Raw genomic sequence first — 20,198 nt, forward strand, 5'->3', positions numbered from 1 at the left:
ATGTATTGGAACTACATATGTTCACTGTTGTCTTCGCTTTTGTTCGTTTTGCGGCCCGAAGGCGTGCGTACGAGATGGACCTCCTGCTGGGTAACAGCTAATTTTATTCCGTTATCTTGTAATAAATGACCTATAGCTACCAACATATCGCTATTGATCTGGCCAGCATCTTTAAGAGTCTTCACCCAGAAGTAAAGATCGATACCAACCGACTGCGCAGTTACTTCCACAAATTGAACGACCGGGGGCGGGCTGGCCAAAACTTGCTCCTCTTTATCAAAAAGGGTTATCAGCAGCTGCCTGGTCTGTTCGAGATCGCTGCCATACTGTATAGCTAGCCTTAAATGTAGTCGTTTACGAAAGCCACCAAGTGTCCAATTGATTACATGCGAATTCAGTAGGTCGCCGTTCGGCATAATCAGATCGGCACCATCTGCCGTCGCAATCACGCTGCTGCGAAAACCTATGGATTTAACCTTGCCCGATTGCCCGCCCACTTCGATGAGGTCATCCACGTTGACGGGCTTTTCGAACGCTATGATAAGTCCACTAACTAGATTGTTGACCAATGTCTGAAGACCGAAGCCGATACCAACTCCCAAAGCACCCACAATTATGGTCATCTGCTGTAAGGGAATGCCTACCGCTGAAAAAGCCAGAAGGAATCCAAGGACAATAATGCTTATGCGCACCAAGAGGATCCAACTTCCTAAATGAAATCTTTTTTCTTCCTTTTCATCACGCGTGTTCCACTGCGGATCGGCCGCAAAGAATGAAACGATCTTGGAAAGAACAGTGGTTCCAAGCATGATCAGAAAAAACACAACAAAATTACTAACAGAAAAACTGTACGTCCCTAGTTGGTGCTTATTGTAGAGCACGGCATTTAGCGGTTCGGAAAGGAAACGAAACTCGTAAAAGTTCCGTCCAAAAAGTACGAACCAACCGACAATCAGTAATACGTAGAAAAATGCCGGAGCACGCTTTCCTACCCTATTATAGTTGATGTAGAAGAGACGTCGCTCCTGTTTGGTATAGAGCAGTGATGCTAAGCTAAGTCCCTCGTTAACCAATCGCACCACCCATAGAAAAATGATCGCGACTATTACATTCAGCAAACCGGCTATCATCAATGCCTTGGCAATATTAAAAAGACCAAAAAGATTGAACAATACGGAGCCAAACTCAAGAACACCCACAAGGGCGATGGGAAAAAGAATCCATTTTTCCTGAAGCTCGACATGTTTAGACCTTTTGAAAAGCGTCATGACACTACTAACGATTGCTGAGACCGCTATACAGATCATCATATAACGTTCTAAACGCGACGCCTGAAGCACCATATTATCTAGCGAGGCAATGAAGTAGAGCACAAAGAAGACCAGCCATACTTGCATCCAATAGGGTGAAATAAATCTTCGAAAGGTAAGGGTGAGCATTAACGCAGACAGACAAACAAAAATAGTCAGAAAAATAAACGGCGGATTGGGGAAGATAAACTGACCCACAGATAGTCCAATAACCAGGCTGGAACTTAATGGCGAAGAGAGCAACATACTTTTACCCTTGATTTTATGACCATCTTTTTCAACACCCCGCTTGAGGGAATACGTGTACAGCATGACTAAGACTACGATAAATAGTGCAAAAAACAACTTGCCTATATGGGCTTTCACATAGTAATTCAACACCAATTGAGCCTTGATACGCGAAAAATGAAAGATTTCTTTTAAGGACCTATCATACTTACTGGTTTCCCATAATGGGGCAAAATCTTTTGCAAACGATTTTTCTGCAATGTTACGCTGATAATATAAAATTTCCTCCAAACTATTCTCTAGCACGAGAAGCTCGATATTGAGATCATCTTGAAGAGCTTGAACACCATTAATATTTACCGCAAGCTGCTTATTGATGGGCGTTACAGCTTTGGAAAGCAACCTCAATTTCTTGATATATTCGCTGAGTTCAGATGAATCCCTAGAAAAGACAAATAGTGATTTGTCGTTGGATAGCGAATCAATCGCTAGCCTATAGCTTACCAACTTTTCCTGGTAGTCGTCAACCTGCTTCTTGTAGCTTAGCACCTGTATTTGGAGAGCGTTTAATATGTTATAGGTGGCCGTTAGATTTCGAGAGGTGTGGGCGGTGCCTTGATTTTCAAATACACCATCTCCAGCCAGTGTACGCCACTGTATAGCTTCACCGAGTTTCGTGCGCATAGCCAAGGTATCAAAACCTTGTTTCAGAAAGGCATGAGCCTGCCTTGATGCTACTTTTATCTCCTCGAATACCTTATTTTGACGCATCAACGCCCTATCCAACGCTAAGTCATTCTCGCTTTGCACCGACGCCTTCCGAAAAAATTCTTCCATACCGGCGACATAGTCCTTTTTGCTCGTATCGGAAACGACGTTAAGACTATCTTGCATGGGCAGAACCTCTACGGCAAGAAGACCTAAATTTTGAAAAAAAACAAAGTAACAAAGTAATAATCTCCTCAGGTTCCTACTATTCATTTTTCATTTTATAAGCGTTTCATTGTTAGTGGTCAACACTTTAAAGATACCATTAATACCCAAAAATAATAAGAAAATAAATATAGAATTTTATGGATATATACATGCAGAAGAACCATAACTTATGGTAGCAATTACAGAAGCCGAAATAAATAAGTTCACTAAACAAAAGTCCGTTACACAGCATCAGAGAGAGTCCTCATGAATCCTAAAAAAACTAACTCCTTGAAAATAGCACGCCCAATGCATCGTGGCAGGGATTATTCAAACTAAAAACCGGGTATACGCCAAATGAATATAAACGCCTTAATTGAAAACCCTTTTTAAATCCGACGGATCGCGAATTTTCATCTCTTTGGTAAGCTGCTTCTTAACCAACTAATGCAGGGTGTCGAGCTATTTCCTTTTTTCTTTTGTGTCTTAGATAAATTTCCCCGTGGTAGGTGCGATCTGATTTTTTGTGCTGTTCGAAGAACTTCATACCTAAATTTGCGATAATCCCCTAGCATTAATAAACGTAAAAGCGCCGTAACAATTTTACGTTACGTTTAACAACAATGTATGTAAAGCACATCGAATCGCGGTTTGCTTTTCGACGTAAAGCATGAATTATAAATGCAGTAAGAAGCGGAAAAAACCGCTTTTCTTTGCAGAAAAACGGCTTTTTACTCTTTGCGCCCACCCCGGGGTTCGAACCAGAGATTGATAATTTATATTAAGCCTACTGTTCAAAAATATAAGCACCTCACTACTATAAGCCTGGACAACCTGAACCGCAAAACACTGCCGGACTTTGATATCGGCTGCAGCGGTCAGGAGTTTATCCTACCGTAGGCATTCCGCCGCCATCAATAGAATAGATAGAACCTGTAATGTATTTTGCCTCTTCCGAAGCTAGGAAAGCCACAATATTGGCCACTTCCTCTGGCTCGCCCATGCGATCCAGTGGCAAACCGCCCACTTGCTTAATGACGCTTTGAAGCATCTCCTCGTAGCTGAGCTGATGTTGCGCAGCCATATTTTCAAGAAATTCCGCCATAAGCGGCGTTCTCACCATGCCTGGTGCAACAACGTTTACACGAATATTGTGCAGGCCTACTTCATTTGCCAAAGCTTTGCTGTAGGCGTTTAAAGCTGCCTTCGCAGATGAATAGGCCATTGTCATATTCGGAAAAGATTGCTTTGCCGCACCAGACGATAGATTAATAATGACGCCGTTTTTGCTTTCGATCATGCTGGGCAACACCGCCTTATTCAATCGCACGGCAGCCATTAGGTTGAGTTGCAATTCATTATCCCAACTTTCATCCGTCAGTGCTGCATAACCAACTGGGTTCAGATTTGCGCCTGCATTATTTACAACGATATCTATCTTCCCATACTTTGCTAGCACCTCGCCTGCGATTAACTCTCCGCTACCAGGCGCAGTAGCGTCTGTAGCAATGAAGTATTGCCTTGTCGGCAAGTCTGTCGGTCGGTTTCGCGCCGTAACGATGACCTGCGCGCCTTGGCTACTTAATTTTTCGGCAATAGCCTTACCTATTCCTTTGGTGCCGCCGGTCACAACCGCAACTTTTCCGTAAAATGTCTGATTCATATCTGCTTTTATTAAAAATGAATTGCAAAACTATCCCCATTACTTTACTTTTGCAAGTAGTTACACGAATGTGAAGTAGGAACAGAAAAGTGCCTTTTGATCATTATCAACATATTATGGCAGAAAAAAAAATACACAAATCGGAAAGTAAATGTACCATCCAACAGATTTTGGATGTTATTGGCGGCAAGTGGTCGATGTCTATTATCTATGCGCTCGTGCCGGGGAAATTGCGTTTTAAGGAACTGGAGCGACTCATTCCGGGCATAAGTACCCGTATGTTGGTTAAAGAACTGAAGAACATGGAGGCTAATAAAATTCTTACCCGCACAGTATTCGCTACGGTACCGCCAACGGTGGAGTATGCGTTGACAGAAAAAGGTGTCAAACTACGACCTATTTTGGATGAAATGGCAAAATGGGGCGAGGAGTATGTAGCTTAGTATAAGTGGTGTTAATTACAAAACATCTACCTGCAACTCCCCCAAAAAGTGGAACATTCGCTCAGAGTTATAGGCTGGACGCTGAGGCCCATCATCGATGCGATGAACGAATAGGGTGGTATCAACAGTACATTTTTCGAAGGGGTCATCACCCAAGATAAAGAAATGCGTAAAACTGTCAAGTCTGCCTATGCAAGCTATATAGCAGCACTATGATTGAGAAAAAAAGAGTTAAATTAATCGCCCGATTCTTTGCTTCGAACTGTACACGCTTATCATTCTCTGATACTTTCGTTTTACCAAAAATGTATGTTAAACCAACGGTCAGTGTTCCGATGCTCTTTTGGTTAAGATAGTTATCTGGTCTGATAGTCGTGGTCGGCCCTTAATAAGTGTGCGTGATGAGATCATTTTTTTGTCTGCAACGCGAAAATTGTAAACGAAATCATTTCATTCAGTAAATAATTAAACTCTAAATTGTTGCTAATGGTAGGTCGTAAATAGGGATTACCCGCATAAGAGTTATAAAGATTCACATAAATTCGGAAGGGATTTAACGTATTCATTCGCTGCCGATCAATTCTACGCGAATAGTTGATCGAAAAAATAGCCATGTAGCAAGAAACTTTTATATCCGTCTCGCTGGAGCTTGGTATTCCTGAACGAGTCGTGAAAAATATGAGTAATCACAAAGACGAGTACAGTTTCAGATACTTCATAAAATTAGAAGGCAGCTATTTATCTAAAGAAATGATGAAATGGAGCAAAGGCGCTTAATGCGCTTTGCAACTTTATTCTGTTTCAAATAATGTGGCTATCGTCTTTAGCGGAAGAAACATGCGCTTAGAATCTTTCAATTCAACAAAGCCAAATTTGGCGTAAAACTTTTCGGCAGATTCATTAATCGGGTCTACTATAACGGCATGATTACCAACAAGAGCACTGATCTCAATAATACGTTTTAGTGCGTCAATTAATAGGATTTGTCCTAATTTGTTGCCTTGGTAGTCCACGTGAACAGCAAGACGTCCAATGATCACGACTGGAATTTCAGTATATGTTAATGAACCCTTAAGATCGTCGGGAATATCGTTCAGATCAACACGGCTAGAGGATAACGTATAATAAGCAACTACATTTGCATCCTCATCGCCTAGGATGTAGCAGACAGCCAATTTACGTTTTACATCTTGGCTAACGTACTGTTTAATGTAGTTATCCAGTTCGACAACACCACAAGAAAAACCTTTTCGGTTATGCTTTTTTTCTAAAACCTTTAAGGTCATCGGATGATAAGTTGGAGAATTGATTGTAAGCTTTCCGTGCTGCTTCTAGTGCTTTATTTGGCGTTGGTGGATCCAGTAAGGTTTCGACAAAAAGAACCTTGTCGTTCATAGATTTTAGAATTTTAGATTCCTCTTCTATGATACGATTTGCTTCATTTTTTGCCAAAGTCACGATAAACTCTGAAACAGTCTTAAAACCACTGATCTCAGCAGCATATTTTATAAGCTCTTTATGCTCCTTACTGATACGCACATCAATTCTGTCATTTACTAACGTAGCCATAACTCTAATCAATTAACAACACAAATGTACGTTATTTTACCGTACATTTTAAGTGATTTTAAATTCATCTACATGAAAAGGTCTAAATTTCTATCCAAATCTGATCAAACTATAATACTGCTATCTACTAACAACATCAATCTCACTGATTTGATGGAATTGTCTGATGCCATAACCGGCGAATTTAGCGTCACAGATTATCTAGAATTAGACAGCCACTTTGATAGATTACCAGTGTAAGTATCCCAAAAAAACCGACAGCTTAAAACTGGACATAAATGTTTAAATTTAAGTAATAAGATGAAAAAGACACGTTTTACAGAAACACAGATTGTGCGAGCACTCAAAGAGGGAGAAGAAGGCCGAAAGACCGATGACATCTGCCGAGAGCTTGAGATTAGCAAAGCCACCTTTTATAACTAGAAAAGTCGTTACGGTGGCATGGAAGCATCCGATGTCAAGCGCCTGAAGGAACTTGAAGAAGAAAATGCACGCTTAAAAAAGATGTTTGCCAAACTGAGTATGAACCATGATATCCTAACAGAAGTCATCACAAAAAAAGGTTGGGGCTCCGGCAACAAAAACAGTTAACCCAGGAGATTGTCCTAGATCACGGTTTGAGTGTCACCGGAGCCTGTAAATTGACAGGTATGTGCCGTTGACAATATTACTATGTTAGTAAGAAAGATGATAGCGCCGTTATAGCAGCATTAGATCAGCTGTCTTCTAAACATCCTGTATATGGATTTCGAAAACTAAATGCCTACCTGCGCAGGGAAGGTAAGTCATGGAACCGTAAAAAAGTATACAGAGTATATAAGCTGCTTAATATGAACAAGAAGCGGCGTGGCAAACGTCGGCTACCTGCTCGGGAGAAACAACCTTTGGAACAACAGATCAGCATTAATCAAAAATGGAGTATGGACTTTATGAGCGATAGCTTGGCCAACGGAAACAGGTTTAGAACTTTTAATGTGTTGGATGACTGTTCTCGTGAGATATTGTATATCGAGATAGCTACTTCAATTTCTTCTTTGCGGGTAACTCGGACACTTGAACAACTTATAGAATGGCGGGGCAAACCGCTCTGTATACGTGTAGATAATGGGCCCGAATTCACCAGTCATCATTTTGAGCTCTGGTGTAAAGACCACGGTATCGCTATTCAATTTATCCAGCCCGGTAAGCCTATGCAGAACGGTTACATCGAACGGTTCAACCGAAGTTATCGCAAAGAAATTTTGGATGCTTATTTTTCAACTTGTCAGAAGTAAGAGAATATACCCAGGCGTGGATGGATGAATATAATAACAACGGACCCCATGAAGGTCTTGGGAATCTCACACCAACGGAATTATCAAAAAATATTAGGCAACAACAACAAATAAATCAATTAGTACCGTAAATTAGAAAAGTCCAATCCCAGCTGTCGGAAAAACGGGGTACTTACATGTCACAAAGATGTCCCTGATCTTCGTTTAAAACGCAAAAAAGCGGCTTTTTCGTGTAAAAAAACCGCTTTTTAAACCTGAGCCTCCTATCGGGATCGAACCAATGACCTACTGATTACAAGTCAGTTGCTCTACCAGCTGAGCTAAGGAGGCTTAATGCTGATTACTTGGTTGTGCAAATATCAGAACTTTGTTTAAATTTTGCAAGTGCGAAAGTGCTTTTTCTTATCCCTCGCCAATAATTCCATGATAGTCAAGGAAAAAAAAACATAATGAGACATTTTGTCTGTTAAAACTAAAATTGAGCGACAAAATTTCCGACAAAGCGAAATAAATCCAAAGGGCATATAAATTGTTAATTAGTACGAGACAGTAATACGATAAAAAAAACGAATATATATATGAATTTTAACAACTATACAATCAAAGCACAAGAAGCTATACAAAAAGCTTCCGAAATAGCTGTTGGAAATCAACAACAAGCTATAGAACCTGCACATCTTTTGAAAGCCCTGCTGGCTGTGGATGAGAACATCGTAGGACATCTGCTTAAGAAAATGAATGCCAACTTAAACTATATCCATACCGAGGTTGATAAACTTATCGATTCTTTGCCGAAAGTAAGCGGCAGTAACGTGTACTTGAGCAATAGCAGTTCCGCTGTATTGCAGAAAGCGCAAACGTACCTCAAGGAATTCAATGACGAATTTATTTCTATTGAGCATCTTCTTCTTGCGCTGCTATCAGCAAGCGACAAAACAAGCGCGCTGCTGAAAGATCAGGGTGTTAACGAAAAAGATTTGAAGACTGCTATCAAGGAGCTTCGCGGATCATCACGGGTAACAGACCAAAATGCCGAAGCAACCTATAATGCCTTGGGCAAATATGCACGTAACTTAAACGAATACGCCGAGTCTGGAAAACTGGATCCCGTTATCGGGCGGGATGAGGAGATACGCCGCGTGATGCAGATCTTGTCTCGACGGACGAAAAACAACCCCATCTTAGTGGGCGAACCGGGCGTTGGTAAAACGGCTATAGCAGAAGGTATAGCCTACCGGATTATTAAGGGGGATGCGCCCGAAAACCTCAAATCTAAAGTGGTGTATTCCCTCGATATGGGTGCGTTAATTGCGGGTGCGAAATACAAGGGAGAATTTGAAGAGCGCTTAAAAGCGGTGGTGAAAGAAGTTGCTGAAAGCGATGGCGAGATCATCTTGTTTATTGATGAAATTCACACGCTGGTCGGTGCTGGCGGCGGCGAGGGTGCTATGGATGCTGCGAATATTCTAAAACCCGCATTAGCTAGGGGCGAGCTGCGTGCTATTGGTGCAACCACCTTAAATGAATTCCAAAAGTACTTCGAGAAGGATAAGGCCCTGGAACGTCGTTTCCAGAAGGTGATGGTGGAGGAGCCCGACACGCAAGACGCAATTTCCATATTGCGCGGCTTAAAAGAGCGTTACGAGACCCACCACAAAGTTCGAATTTTGGATGAGTCGATCATCGCCGCGGTAGAGCTATCACAACGCTATATCACTGACCGGTTCCTCCCCGATAAAGCAATCGACTTGATTGATGAAGCGGCATCGAAATTACGTCTTGAGATGGACTCTGTTCCGGAAGCAGTTGACGAGCTAAACAGACGCATTATGCAATTGGAGATAGAGCGTGAGGCGATAAAAAGAGAACATGATGAGCGTAAAGTGCAGGAGCTCTCGGAAACCATTGCTAATCTTTCTACGGAACGCGATTCGTTGAAGGCAGCTTGGCAGTCGGAAAAGACCTTAGTAGATCGGGTCAACCAAGAAATCCAACATATAGAAGACTACAAACTGGAGGCCGATCAGGCTGAACGTGCTGGTGATTATGGTAAAGTGGCAGAGCTGCGTTACGGCAAGATCAAAGAAGCGCAAGACAAGGCCGAGCAGCTCAAATTAGAGCTGGCAGAAAAACAGCAGGACAGCCGTATGTTGAAAGAGGAGGTGACCTCTGAAGATATCGCAGATGTGGTATCGCGCTGGACCGGTATCCCCGTCAATAAAATGATACAGTCTGAGCGTGAAAAGTTGCTAAACCTTGAAACCGAGCTACACAAGCGTGTAGCGGGCCAAGAGGAAGCTATTGAGGCTATTGCCGATGCCATCAGACGCTCGCGGGCTGGTTTGAGCGATGCGAAACGTCCTATCGGATCCTTTATCTTCTTGGGTACCACAGGTGTGGGAAAGACAGAGCTGGCCAAAGCCCTAGCAGAGTTTTTGTTTGACGACGAACAGGCGTTGGTACGGATTGACATGTCCGAATATCAAGAACGCCATGCCGTGTCGCGCCTTATCGGTGCGCCTCCGGGCTATGTGGGTTATGATGAAGGCGGCCAATTGACTGAGGCGGTAAGACGCCGCCCGTACTCCGTTGTGCTTTTGGATGAGATTGAAAAGGCGCATCCCGACGTGTTTAACATTTTGCTGCAGGTATTGGACGACGGACACCTCACCGATAACAAAGGCAGGGTCGTTAATTTCAAAAATACGATTATTATCATGACGTCCAATACAGGATCAGGGGTAATACAGGAGAATTTCTTGAAACTAACGGATGAAAATCGAGATGAGGTGGTTGCAAAAACCAAAGACGAGGTCTTTGACATCCTTCAAAAATCCATCCGTCCGGAGTTCTTAAACCGTATTGACGAAGTGATTATGTTTACGCCGCTGGGCCGGCATGAAATTGGAAATATCGTGCGTATGCAGTTCAATAGGCTTCAACAGCAGCTTGCCGAACAAAACATCTTTATCACAGCGAGTGAAGATGCGCTAGATTGGCTGGGGCAGCTTGGGTACGACCCGGTGTATGGTGCGCGCCCGCTGAAACGCGTTATACAGAAGCGAATCTTGAATGAGCTATCGAAAGAAATTTTAGCGGGCAAGGTTTTACGCGATTCTACGATACAGGTGGATGTTTTCGACGGTCAGTTTGTATTTATCAACAAAGATACGGCCGAACAGATCTCGTAAAACGACCTTCTTCGACAAAGCATACTATTAGGCTGCAGTCGTATTTCTTTAACGATACGATTGCAGCCTTTCTTACGTTACGGCATTTCCTGATAGGGTATCGGGTCTATCAATTGAAATTTAAGATCTTTCAGCTCTCCATTTCGCAGCAGCGTTATACGGATGGTTTCACCTACGCGGGCATGTAAGGTTTCCATAATTTTGGATAAACTGTATCGCGCAAGGTCTTTGCCGTTTATTTTCAGCAGCTCATCCCCCACTTGAACGCCTGCTAAGGCCGCGGGACCGCTCTTCCGCAGTCCGGCGACACGATAGGTAGGGCGCAATACAAAGGAATACCGCATGTTGTCATTCGACAGATCAATCTTTATGCCCTCGTTATGCCCATAAGAATTTGACGTTCCCTCCTGCTTGTTGGGTTGTGTAATGAGCTCTTTTTTCCAAATCATGCCATCATGCTTGACATCCATTCCAGCCATATTCAGAAAAAACGGCTTGGCGAACATGCGGTTTCTTCGAAGAAATAAGACTTCCCGTTCATAGTCGATAAATACGTCAAATCGTTGCAAGGTCTGGCTTCCTACCGAGCCGATACGATCTGGCGTCAGCTTGCTCATAAAAACTGCAGCAGAGTCCGGGTAGGCCACAATAGGATTACGGATCTTGAAATTACCTATATCAACTGCTTTTATGCGATTTCGCCGACCGTAAATCTCCCCGTTAAAACCCCGTCCAATATATTCTTCAACATAGGGAGCCGCAACGTGGTAATCGGGCAACAAAAACGGAAACAACATGAGCGGATCCGTATTGCCCATGTCCAGCAACATTTTACCATGTGCATAATTATACGCATCTCCAAGCCTCGCCTCTATGTAAGGTCGGTCATTCTCGATCTGCATAGCCACGGGCGTGTAGTTGCGAATAACGTTATCGTACCGATAGCCGTGGGGGTACAAGGTCATTTTTTTTGTGACGTAATCCATGCGAATAGCAAAACTATAAAAGAATTTGGAACCCAAAATACCGTTGATAGCTACTCCGACATCAGTCGAGATGTCCAGTTCGGAAGCCTCTATAACATACAGCCAATGCAAAGAGTCGACAGCAACATCAGCTACTTCAACGATATTTCCGCTCGAGCGTATCCCTTCAACCCCCTCCTCCATGCCGATGCCCTGGAAACGCATCTTATTTTGATTGTTAAGGTAAAGGGAATCATCGGTCTGCGCAAAGAGTATGGTTTCCTTCACACCCGTGTCTAAAAGAAATGAAAATAATATACCATTGATTTTGAGGGGTAAAAGCACGACGTTGTTGTGCAATTCAAACTTTACGGTCACTGGTTTGTTATTCTTAAGTCTAAAGATGCCCTGGCCATGTAAAATACATGGCGTACATAAAGCCATCAGGTAGACATACCATTTCATTTACATATTTATAATTGGAGCGCATACGAATGTAGCGATTTTATCGCGATAATGCACTAATCCGCAGCATCGGTATGCAGCAAGCAATGATTATATTTGGAAGATTGGACGTAAAAAACGAAAGTGACCATACATGAAATTATACAGTAAATTAGTTTTCCTAGCATGCAGTTTGGCGGTTATAGCTTGTAACCAACCGAACACCACTAAAAATGAAAAAACTGATCCTGCCGAGCAGCGACGATTAGACTCGCTGGACGCTGTAAAAAAAGCGGAGGAAGAAGCCAAAAAAAAGCCACGTACCGCAGAAGACATTAAACTGTCGAAAGAACTGTCGTACGACAAACACACGTTGGAAGATAGCTATTCCTACAAAGACACCAGCCGTGTTTTTCAGTTGGACAAAATAAAAGAGCGGCTCGCCTTCGTGGAGAATTTTCAGCGCGCGCCTGCGTCATACGTTGTGCTTCAAAACCATAAAAACAAAAATCAGGAAGCGCCGCTCGTGAAAAAATACCGTAGAAATGAATATACGCGTATTTCGGACACGTTGGGCAATGAGCGCTATCAATCCGCGCCGCTTTATGTACCCGGCGAAACAGAGCGTCCGACGGTCTATGGTCGCGATGGCTTTCTAGCAAAGTTACGAAGCAGTGATACCTTGGATATGGTGAAAGTGGAAGGCGTTTCCTTTGAAGGAACCTGGGAAGCACCAAAGCGCTATGTGAAAGCCCTTGGCGATTCGGTAGACTTTCATCATGTCGTGTTTGTGGATGTAACCAACCAAAATATCATGACCGTAGAAAGAACCGGCGATTGCGATTGGGTTATACGCAGTATGAACCCGGCAACGACAGGCCGACATAAGCCACCCTATGCACAGGAGACGCCGACAGGCGTATACGTCGTGCAAGAAAAGAAAACAAAGATGTACTATTACAAGGATGGCACGACAAACATAGAAGGCTACGCACCTTACGCCAGTCGATTCACCAATGGAGCCTACGTACACGGTGTGCCAGTGAATAACCCGAAAGGTTCGATTATTGAGTACAGCTGGTCATTGGGCACTACGCCAAGGTCGCACATGTGTGTGCGGAACGCCTCGTCACATGCGAAGTTTGTTTTCGACTGGGCGAAGAAGTTTAACGCGCTCGTCATCGTTATAGATTGATCTTGACATAATTTAACACTTTGATTAGCAAATTTTTACTAATTTTGCATGTGAATCAAAGATATGTGTGTATGCGTAGTTTATTTTTTGTAATGTTGACGGGGTTGTTTGTGAGTTATATACCGGCCACGTTATCTGAAGATTTTAAATCAAATTCCATTAAAACCATTTCCGAAAAACCTGAAGAAGCCAAATCAGCAAGTCAGCTTTTATACGACAAGATGAATTTGTCTCAGGTTTTAAAATTCGAAGCTTTCGATCAAGCTTTTCAGGGATACAACCTCTTGCATCCCCGAAAAACGAATATTTTAACAGTCATCGACTTTACGCTGCCGTCTACGGATAAAAGAATGGTGGTGCTAGACATGCAAAAAGAGAAGGTTTTGTTTCACACCATCGTTTCTCACGGTAAAAATTCGGGTGAAAAATATGCGAAATCATTTTCCAACAGACATGGTTCCTACCAGAGTTCGCTAGGCTTCTATGAAACACAAAACACCTACCAAGGTGGCAATGGTTATTCGCTGGTATTGAATGGTTTAGAAAAAGGAATTAATGACCAAGCAAAGGCCCGGGCAGTAGTTATTCACGGTGCAGATTATTGCAGCGAATCCATTATCAAATCTACCGGTCGCTTGGGTAGAAGCTACGGTTGTCCCGCGTTGCCTCGGGAACTGACTAAACCTATTATCAATGCGATAAAAGGCGGCAGCCTGCTCTATATTTATGCAGAGAATAAAGAATATATGGCTTCGACGAAAGTGCTTGCACCGGTAACCAAGGGTGGCCTGCTTGCGCAGCATGATGATGTCGTGCAGGAAACCGATCGCTTGAATTAAGTGAAGCACATTTTATACAAGATACTGGAGCCAAAAGAACGGTTTAGCAGTAAACTTGTACTGTTGATATAACAAAGCTAGTGTAAGCTCCTAAGGGGCCGACACTAGCTTTTTTTTGTCGCTCTCCTTCCCAAGCTTGCGCACATGCAGCAATTTATAGCGGTGCATCCACCTGTACCCGGCCGCCTTAGTACCTGCCTACATCAAAAACATCTTCTGTCATTAAATTTTTCAATCTACCCTCCCATCGGCTAAGCATTTGCTCTCGCTCTGCTGCAGACAGATGAGCTACGGCGTAATTAATTTCGGGCGCAAGTACAGAAAAACCTACATAGGCTAGCATGCCGCGATGGATATGTTTTAAGATGTTGTAGATATCGCCATACTCGCCTGTTGGTTCATAAGCGCTGGCGGGACTGCCCGTGGTCAATGACAGCATCGCCCTCTTACCTTTCAAGGCGCCGCTAACATACGGCACGCGACCGGCACCATACACTCTTCCGCTGGAAAAAACACGGTCCACCCAACCCTTTAAGATAGCGGGTACTGAAAACCACCATAACGGAAATTGCCAAATCATCATATCGCACCAAAGCAGCTTTTCATGTTCGTCTGCAATAAGCGGAACAAAACCGTTGTGTAAAGTGGCATGGTTCTCTTCCATACCTAACTTCAAGAATGTGGGGTCAAGCACCGTCTGAAAGTTGTGCCTATCGGAGCGCGGATCGAACGGCATGCGATAGAGATCCGTACATTGAACTTCATGTCCTTGTTGCTGCAACACGTTGACCGCTGTTTGGTGCATAGCCAGATTAAAGCTTTTTGCTTCGGGATGAGCGACGACTAGTAATACTTTCATAACATTTCCTTTTCAACAAATTTATACCAATATACATACACATAAATGGTATAAATTTGTGATAAATCGGTATTTTTACATATGCAAAAAGCGACGCTTCATGAACCGTATTCGATTTCCTTTGAGACGTGGGCTGCCTGTCCAATCCGCGATCATACGCATCATTTTTTTGAACTTGTCTACATTTTAAGCGGTACGGGAGAACATCAAGTCGATGGGCATACCTTCAAGTATGAACCTGGACACTTGTTTCTAATCACGCCGCAGGCCTCCCATCATTTTGACGTAGCTACCGTCACGGACTTTTTTTTCCTCCGCTTTTCTAATATTTATCTCAAGAATAACGTATTGCAGCACGAGCGTATCAAACAGTTAGACTATATCTTGCAAAATGCCGCTCATAAACCAGGCTGTCTGTTGAAAAGTGCCGCTGATAGACAGCTCATCGATAGCCTTATTCAGCATACCGGAAACGAATTGAAAAGTACAGATTTCTATAAAAGAGAGGTCATACAACAGTGTGTAGATACATTGATCGTACTCATTGCTCGAAACATCGCCGATTATATCCCCAGCACAACCAACGAACAAACGGATGAGCGGGTGATTTCGCTGTTAACCTATATTCAAAACCATATCTACGAGCCGGAAAAAATACGTACGGATGCGCTATGCGCTCAATTTGGTGTTTCCGCAAATTATTTAGGTAGGTACTTTAAAAAACAATGCGGAGAAACCATGCAGTCTTATATCATAAAATACAAGACGACGCTTATTACACATCGTCTGAAGCATAGCGACAAGCGAATCAACGAAATTGCAGCAGAATTTGGTTTTACAGACGAGAGCCATCTCAATAAATTTTTTAAACAACAGCATGGTGTCAGTCCGAAGATATATCGTAAGCTCAACACCGTGCGGGGGTAGCCGCGGGTATCGCCTATGGAGAGAGGACCTGCGTTGACAAAACCCATGACGATTACGGTAATCTGAAAGCTGTATAGATCGCTAGGTTTTGTACGGCAATCAATATCAATAAAAACAAACAGCTCCCGTTTCTTCGAAACGGGAGCTGTTTTTATATTCAAAAAGCGTATTAATTATAAGGAATCTATGGCTTTGTTTAATGTTTCTGAAGGACGCATAGCTTTTGAAGCCAGATCATCATTCGGAAAATAATAGCCACCAATCTCTTGTGGTTTTCCTTGTGCAGCAATCAACTCCTCGTTAATCTTCGCTTCATTTTCCGCTAGCGTAGCTGCTAAGGGCGCAAATTTCGCTGCGAGGTCTGCATCTTTCGATTGCGCGGCTAACGCCTCTGCCCAATATGATGCGAGGTAGAAATGCGAGCCGCGGTTATCAAGCTGTCCCACACGGCGAGCTGGGGATTTATCGTTTGCCAGAAATTTCTCGGTTGCTACATCCAATGCGTCCGCTAGTACCTGTGCTTTTGCATTGCTTTGTGTTTGCGATAGATGCTCAAATGATGCACCCAATGCTAAAAATTCGCCTAAAGAATCCCAACGTAAATATCCTTCTTCTTGAAACTGCTCTACGTGTTTTGGCGCAGATCCACCGGCACCTGTTTCAAACAATCCACCTCCATTCATCAACGGTACGATAGAAAGCATTTTTGCGGATGTGCCCACTTCTAAAATAGGGAATAGGTCTGTTAAGTAATCACGCAACACGTTTCCAGTCACGGAGATCGTATCTTCACCTTTACGGATACGCTCCACAGAAAGTTTGGTCGCTTCTACAGGTGATAGGATACGAATATCTAACCCTGTGGTATCATGGTCCGCTAAATATGTATTTACTTTTTTGATGATCTCGCGATCGTGTGCACGTTCTTCGTCTAACCAAAATACAGCAGGTGTAGCTGATAAACGCGCACGGTTAACTGCCAATTTTACCCAATCCTGAATTGGAGCATCTTTGGTTTGACACATACGGAAGATATCGCCCGCCTCAACGGCTTGTTCCATCAATACATCACCAGCACCAGAAACAACACGGATAGTACCATTTGCTGCGGCTTGGAATGTCTTATCATGTGAACCATATTCCTCTGCTTTTTGCGCCATCAACCCTACGTTTGGAACAGATCCCATCGTAGTAGGATCATAAGCACCATTAGCTTTACAATCTTCAATCACAGCAGCATATACACCGGCGTAGGAACGATCAGGTATAATGGCAAACGTATCTTGCGGCTTCCCATCTTTATTCCACATCTGTCCAGAAGTACGGATCATGGCTGGCATCGAAGCATCCACAATAACATCGGAAGGAACGTGTAAATTCGTGATACCTTTATCGGAATTAACCATCGCTAAATCGGGGCCATTCGCAATGGCTGCCTGGATAGCAGCTTTTACTTCGCTCTCCTCGGGTTGTCCTGCGATCTTACTATAGACCTCGCCCAAGCCATTATTTTTGTTGATGCCCAACTTGGCAAAAAGATCGCCATATTGATTAAACAAATCTTTGAAGTATACTTCGACAATGGCACCAAAGATAATGGGATCAGAAACCTTCATCATCGTAGCCTTCAAGTGGGCTGATAATAAAACGCCGGCAGCTTTTGCTTCGTCAATTGTTTTCTGCACAAAGGCCTTAAGCTTGTTGACGCTCAATACGGAACTATCAACCACTTCTCCAGCTTTCAGATTGGCTAGGCCTTTTAATTCTTTGGTAGTGCCATCCTCCGCGACAAATTCGATACGGAACTGGCTATCCTCAGCAATCGTTACAGACTGCTCGGTAGCAAAGAAATCTCCTTCTGTCATCGAGGCTACTTTAGTCTGGCTATCTGCAGACCAAGCGCCCATACTATGTGGATTTGCTTTCGCATAGTTTTTCACAGCTTTTGGTGCACGACGGTCTGAGTTTCCCTCACGAAGGACAGGGTTAACAGCCGATCCTAATATCTTCGCGTAGGTCGACTTGATGTCTTCTTCTTCCGAAGTTGATGGACTATCTGGATAATTGGGAACAGCAAAGCCTGCCTTTTGCAACTCCGCTATTGCCCCTTTCAGCTGAGGAATAGAAGCCGAGATATTGGGCAACTTAATAATATTTGCATCGGGCTGCGTTGCTAACTGTCCAAGCTCTGCTAAGGCGTCCGTAGTTTGTTGCGCTGGCGACAAGTACGATGAAAAGTTTGCTAAAATGCGTCCAGCTAATGAAATGTCTCTCAATTCCACGTCGATATCAGCAGTTTTGGCAAATGCCTGAACAATGGGTAAAAACGAATAAGTGGCCAATAAAGGGGCCTCATCCGTTTTCGTGTAAATAATTTTAGATGACATAATTTTTTATTGAAATACTATTTAATTTTCATTGAATACATGATAGACAATGCCGATGGCAAAGCCCATTTTTCAAATTTGCCTAAAGATAAGCATTTACAAACAAAAACGCCATAATTCGTATAATAATGGCGTTTTTAGGAAAAGGAATGGCATAAATTGATAGGCACCGTGCGGTATGCCTGATCATTTTTTTCGGTTGTAATCTTCCGTGCTGATGATGCGTATACCTGCATGCTTTTCTAAGGACGCCGTGACAAGCACATCGCCTAACCGAGCTGTTGTAGTACCCGCATATTTTTTAAAGAGACCCCATGTATTGAAGAAATGCAAGACTTTACCAGCCAACACCTCCCCCAAGCGCTTAGAACCAGGTCTTAAGATAAGACTAGGTCGCACTATCGTAAGCTGTTCAAAGCCGATGGCTTGTATATCTTCTTCGAGTTGTCCTTTCATTTTGTTATAAAAAAAGATCGATTTCGCATCAGCGCCCATAGCGGAAAGAAGAACAAAATTGGCGACACCCTGTTGCTTACAATGTTGCGCAAACATGAGCTGGTAGTCATGATCAACGCGCCATTGCGCCTCTTCACTCCCGGCATCTTTCTTTGTAGTGCCTAGGCAGGAAAAGGCGACGTCAGCATCCATCTCATGAGTACATGCTGCCAAATTTTCAAAATCGACAATCACCTCGCGAAGTTTCGGTCGTGGATCAAAGGATGGTCGGCGAACAAAAACCCGAACTTCGTCATAAGCGGGGTTTTCCAGCAAATGTCTCACAACTTCTTTTCCTGTGGCGCCTGTACCGCCGATTATAAGTGCTTTCATAGCTATAACACCTCAATCACCGTGCCTGCTTCTAACGGATGAGCAACACAGATCAGACATCGGCCATTGTCTACCTCTCGATCTGTCAATACTTCATTGTAATCCATACGAACGCTACCGCTGACACATTGGGAGATGCAGGTGCTACACATGCCCGATTTACACGAATAAGGGAGTTTAATCTTATGTTGGAGGCCTACATCCAAAATAGTTTTATTGTAGGGAACTTCCAAGGGATAGCTTTGACCTTGAAACCGGAGAACAACGGCATGCGTGGTCATATCGACAGGCGCTTCGTCACGCTCATCATCATCTTCTTCTTCCTCCGGAAAATGAAACGTCTCTTTCCGAATGTCTTGATCAGGAATGCCCATCCCTAGTAGCGTAAAACGAACTAGATCCATATAAAACACAGGGCCACAAGTAAAGAAAAGCGCTTGCTCGCCCGCCAACAAATGCTGTTGCACGATGCGGAGCAAATACTCGCGATTCAATCGGGCGTTCAACAAATTCTTGCTGTTGGAAAAAATCCAAATGATTTTAAAACGATCGGGATATCGCTCTTGCCATTGCTGCAACTCCTCATAAAACACGGTCCGTCCAGCCGAGCCGTTGCTGTATACCAGTACGACCTTTGTCTTTTCCTCGGCAACTAATGTTGTCTTTAGTATGGAATATAGTGGTGTTACACCAACACCTGCGGCGAACAAGAATAGCGTTCGCTCGGCAGTCGGCTCAGGTTCATAAAAGAATATGCCCTGCGGCTCCAGCACGTCAATTATATCACCCACCTGCGCTTTGTGATGAAGAAGTCTCGAAATCTCGCCATTGTCCACCCGCTTGACGGTGACGGCGAGCGGTTCATCTACATAGGGAGAACTGCTAAAAGAGTACGAGCGCCGCACTTCCCGCTCACCAAACGTAAAACATAGGGTTAGAAATTGACCCGATTTGGGAGCTGGATAATTTCCCGAAAGGTCATGGAAAGATATGGTTACGTTATCGTTGGGTTGACGGACAATTTCTGCAATCTCAAATTTGTACATGCCATAAAAGTAACCTAAATGCCGAAGATAGGCAAGTGGATACTCATCAAGAGCAAAAAAAATCCTGACAGTTTTCACTGTCAGGATGTTGTGCTATACAATATCCAGCTTTACC

Annotated in this window: 16 protein-coding genes, 1 tRNA gene and 2 pseudogenes; 8 read left to right on the forward strand and 11 right to left on the reverse strand. The window is 43.3% G+C overall.

The window, feature by feature from the left end:
• Positions 1-11: 11 nt before the first annotated feature.
• Both B0I21_RS11915 and B0I21_RS11920 read right to left on the reverse strand, forming a co-directional pair.
• A complete protein-coding gene (locus B0I21_RS11915) occupies positions 12-2,432 on the reverse strand; it encodes a mechanosensitive ion channel family protein (protein WP_166637843.1) in 2,421 nt (806 codons plus the stop codon).
• 907 nt (positions 2,433-3,339) lie between these two features.
• Positions 3,340-4,116 carry an SDR family oxidoreductase gene (locus B0I21_RS11920; protein ID WP_133640687.1) on the reverse strand — a complete coding sequence of 259 codons (777 nt, stop codon included), beginning with the start codon at positions 4,114-4,116 and terminating at the stop codon, positions 3,340-3,342.
• 116 nt (positions 4,117-4,232) lie between these two features.
• Between B0I21_RS11920 and B0I21_RS11925 the strand changes: the two genes are divergently transcribed.
• Positions 4,233-4,559, forward strand: coding sequence for a winged helix-turn-helix transcriptional regulator (locus tag B0I21_RS11925; protein ID WP_133640688.1), 327 nt, complete (start codon positions 4,233-4,235; stop codon positions 4,557-4,559).
• A gap of 407 nt (positions 4,560-4,966) precedes the next feature.
• Here B0I21_RS11925 and B0I21_RS20560 read toward each other — a convergent pair whose 3' ends face one another.
• The 3 genes from B0I21_RS20560 to B0I21_RS11940 all read right to left on the reverse strand — a co-directional run bounded on the left by B0I21_RS20560 (position 4,967) and on the right by B0I21_RS11940 (position 6,128).
• Positions 4,967-5,173, reverse strand: a complete 207-nt coding sequence (locus B0I21_RS20560; protein WP_133640689.1) for an outer membrane beta-barrel protein — start codon at positions 5,171-5,173, stop codon at positions 4,967-4,969.
• Positions 5,174-5,350: 177 nt separating this feature from the next.
• Complete coding sequence (locus B0I21_RS11935; protein ID WP_133640690.1) at positions 5,351-5,845, reverse strand: GNAT family N-acetyltransferase; 495 nt, start codon at positions 5,843-5,845, stop codon at positions 5,351-5,353.
• Positions 5,814-6,128: a type II toxin-antitoxin system TacA family antitoxin gene (locus tag B0I21_RS11940; protein ID WP_133640691.1), complete on the reverse strand. Its 315-nt coding sequence runs from the start codon at positions 6,126-6,128 to the stop codon at positions 5,814-5,816. Before B0I21_RS11940 ends, B0I21_RS11935 begins: the two co-directional genes overlap by 32 nt.
• 300 nt (positions 6,129-6,428) lie before the next feature.
• On the opposite strand from B0I21_RS11940, the pseudogene B0I21_RS20565 reads away from it, so the two are divergent.
• The 3 genes and pseudogenes from B0I21_RS20565 to B0I21_RS20575 form a co-directional block, all read left to right on the forward strand.
• Positions 6,429-6,719, forward strand: a pseudogene (locus B0I21_RS20565) (transposase).
• Between the two features lie 128 nt (positions 6,720-6,847).
• Positions 6,848-7,402, forward strand: coding sequence for an IS3 family transposase (locus tag B0I21_RS20570; RefSeq protein WP_394346359.1), 555 nt, complete (start codon positions 6,848-6,850; stop codon positions 7,400-7,402).
• A pseudogene (locus tag B0I21_RS20575) lies at positions 7,340-7,533 on the forward strand (integrase core domain-containing protein); the annotation flags it as partial. The gene B0I21_RS20570 and the pseudogene B0I21_RS20575, both read left to right, overlap by 63 nt.
• A gap of 126 nt (positions 7,534-7,659) precedes the next feature.
• Here B0I21_RS20575 and B0I21_RS11950 read toward each other — a convergent pair.
• Positions 7,660-7,732 (reverse strand) — tRNA-Thr (locus B0I21_RS11950).
• Positions 7,733-7,980: 248 nt separating this feature from the next.
• On the opposite strand from B0I21_RS11950, the gene clpB reads away from it, so the two are divergent.
• Positions 7,981-10,593, forward strand: a complete 2,613-nt coding sequence (gene clpB, locus B0I21_RS11955; RefSeq protein ID WP_133640692.1) for an ATP-dependent chaperone ClpB — start codon at positions 7,981-7,983, stop codon at positions 10,591-10,593.
• A 77-nt stretch (positions 10,594-10,670) separates the two neighbouring features.
• Here the strand turns inward: clpB and B0I21_RS11960 are convergent, their stop codons facing one another.
• Positions 10,671-12,023, reverse strand: a complete 1,353-nt coding sequence (locus B0I21_RS11960; protein ID WP_133640693.1) for an aspartyl protease family protein — start codon at positions 12,021-12,023, stop codon at positions 10,671-10,673.
• Between the two features lie 133 nt (positions 12,024-12,156).
• On the opposite strand from B0I21_RS11960, the gene B0I21_RS11965 reads away from it, so the two are divergent.
• Together B0I21_RS11965 and B0I21_RS11970 are read left to right on the forward strand one after the other, a co-directional pair.
• Complete coding sequence (locus B0I21_RS11965) at positions 12,157-13,197, forward strand: L,D-transpeptidase (protein WP_133640694.1); 1,041 nt, start codon at positions 12,157-12,159, stop codon at positions 13,195-13,197.
• A gap of 71 nt (positions 13,198-13,268) precedes the next feature.
• Entirely contained in the window at positions 13,269-14,036 is a 768-nt protein-coding gene (locus tag B0I21_RS11970) for a murein L,D-transpeptidase catalytic domain family protein (RefSeq protein ID WP_243836074.1), read from the forward strand.
• A 187-nt stretch (positions 14,037-14,223) separates the two neighbouring features.
• Here B0I21_RS11970 and B0I21_RS11975 read toward each other — a convergent pair whose 3' ends face one another.
• Positions 14,224-14,895, reverse strand: coding sequence for an NAD(P)H-dependent oxidoreductase (locus B0I21_RS11975; RefSeq protein WP_133640695.1), 672 nt, complete (start codon positions 14,893-14,895; stop codon positions 14,224-14,226).
• 81 nt (positions 14,896-14,976) lie between these two features.
• Between B0I21_RS11975 and B0I21_RS11980 the strand changes: the two genes are divergently transcribed.
• Positions 14,977-15,822: an AraC family transcriptional regulator gene (locus B0I21_RS11980; RefSeq protein ID WP_133640696.1), complete on the forward strand. Its 846-nt coding sequence runs from the start codon at positions 14,977-14,979 to the stop codon at positions 15,820-15,822.
• 173 nt (positions 15,823-15,995) lie between these two features.
• On the opposite strand, the gene B0I21_RS11985 is transcribed toward B0I21_RS11980, so the two are convergent.
• From B0I21_RS11985 to B0I21_RS11995, 3 genes are all read right to left on the reverse strand, one after another.
• On the reverse strand, positions 15,996-18,209 hold the full coding sequence (locus tag B0I21_RS11985) for an NADP-dependent isocitrate dehydrogenase (RefSeq protein WP_133640697.1): 2,214 nt from the start codon (positions 18,207-18,209) through the stop codon (positions 15,996-15,998).
• A 186-nt stretch (positions 18,210-18,395) separates the two neighbouring features.
• Complete coding sequence (locus tag B0I21_RS11990; RefSeq protein ID WP_133640698.1) at positions 18,396-19,037, reverse strand: NAD(P)H-binding protein; 642 nt, start codon at positions 19,035-19,037, stop codon at positions 18,396-18,398.
• 2 nt (positions 19,038-19,039) lie between these two features.
• A complete protein-coding gene (locus B0I21_RS11995) occupies positions 19,040-20,161 on the reverse strand; it encodes a ferredoxin--NADP reductase (RefSeq protein WP_317130181.1) in 1,122 nt (373 codons plus the stop codon).
• Between the last annotated feature and the right edge of the window lie 37 nt (positions 20,162-20,198).

Source organism: Sphingobacterium paludis, assembly GCF_004364125.1.
GTDB classification, from domain to species: Bacteria; Bacteroidota; Bacteroidia; order Sphingobacteriales; family Sphingobacteriaceae; genus Sphingobacterium; species Sphingobacterium paludis.

Bases quoted from the DNA above. Each gene is read 5' to 3' on its own strand.
- B0I21_RS11960 (WP_133640693.1), bottom strand. From the start codon at position 12,023: ATGAAATGGTATGTCTACCTGATGGCTTTATGTACGCCATGTATTTTA.
- B0I21_RS11965 (WP_133640694.1), top strand. From the start codon at position 12,157: ATGAAATTATACAGTAAATTAGTTTTCCTAGCATGCAGTTTGGCGGTT.
- B0I21_RS11940 (WP_133640691.1), bottom strand. From the start codon at position 6,128: ATGGCTACGTTAGTAAATGACAGAATTGATGTGCGTATCAGTAAGGAG.
- B0I21_RS20560 (WP_133640689.1), bottom strand. From the start codon at position 5,173: ATGGCTATTTTTTCGATCAACTATTCGCGTAGAATTGATCGGCAGCGA.
- B0I21_RS11935 (WP_133640690.1), bottom strand. From the start codon at position 5,845: ATGACCTTAAAGGTTTTAGAAAAAAAGCATAACCGAAAAGGTTTTTCT.
- B0I21_RS11985 (WP_133640697.1), bottom strand. From the start codon at position 18,209: ATGTCATCTAAAATTATTTACACGAAAACGGATGAGGCCCCTTTATTG.
- B0I21_RS11990 (WP_133640698.1), bottom strand. From the start codon at position 19,037: ATGAAAGCACTTATAATCGGCGGTACAGGCGCCACAGGAAAAGAAGTT.
- B0I21_RS11980 (WP_133640696.1), top strand. From the start codon at position 14,977: ATGCAAAAAGCGACGCTTCATGAACCGTATTCGATTTCCTTTGAGACG.
- B0I21_RS11970 (WP_243836074.1), top strand. From the start codon at position 13,269: ATGCGTAGTTTATTTTTTGTAATGTTGACGGGGTTGTTTGTGAGTTAT.
- B0I21_RS11975 (WP_133640695.1), bottom strand. From the start codon at position 14,895: ATGAAAGTATTACTAGTCGTCGCTCATCCCGAAGCAAAAAGCTTTAAT.
- B0I21_RS11925 (WP_133640688.1), top strand. From the start codon at position 4,233: ATGGCAGAAAAAAAAATACACAAATCGGAAAGTAAATGTACCATCCAA.
- B0I21_RS11915 (WP_166637843.1), bottom strand. From the start codon at position 2,432: ATGCAAGATAGTCTTAACGTCGTTTCCGATACGAGCAAAAAGGACTAT.
- clpB (WP_133640692.1), top strand. From the start codon at position 7,981: ATGAATTTTAACAACTATACAATCAAAGCACAAGAAGCTATACAAAAA.
- B0I21_RS11920 (WP_133640687.1), bottom strand. From the start codon at position 4,116: ATGAATCAGACATTTTACGGAAAAGTTGCGGTTGTGACCGGCGGCACC.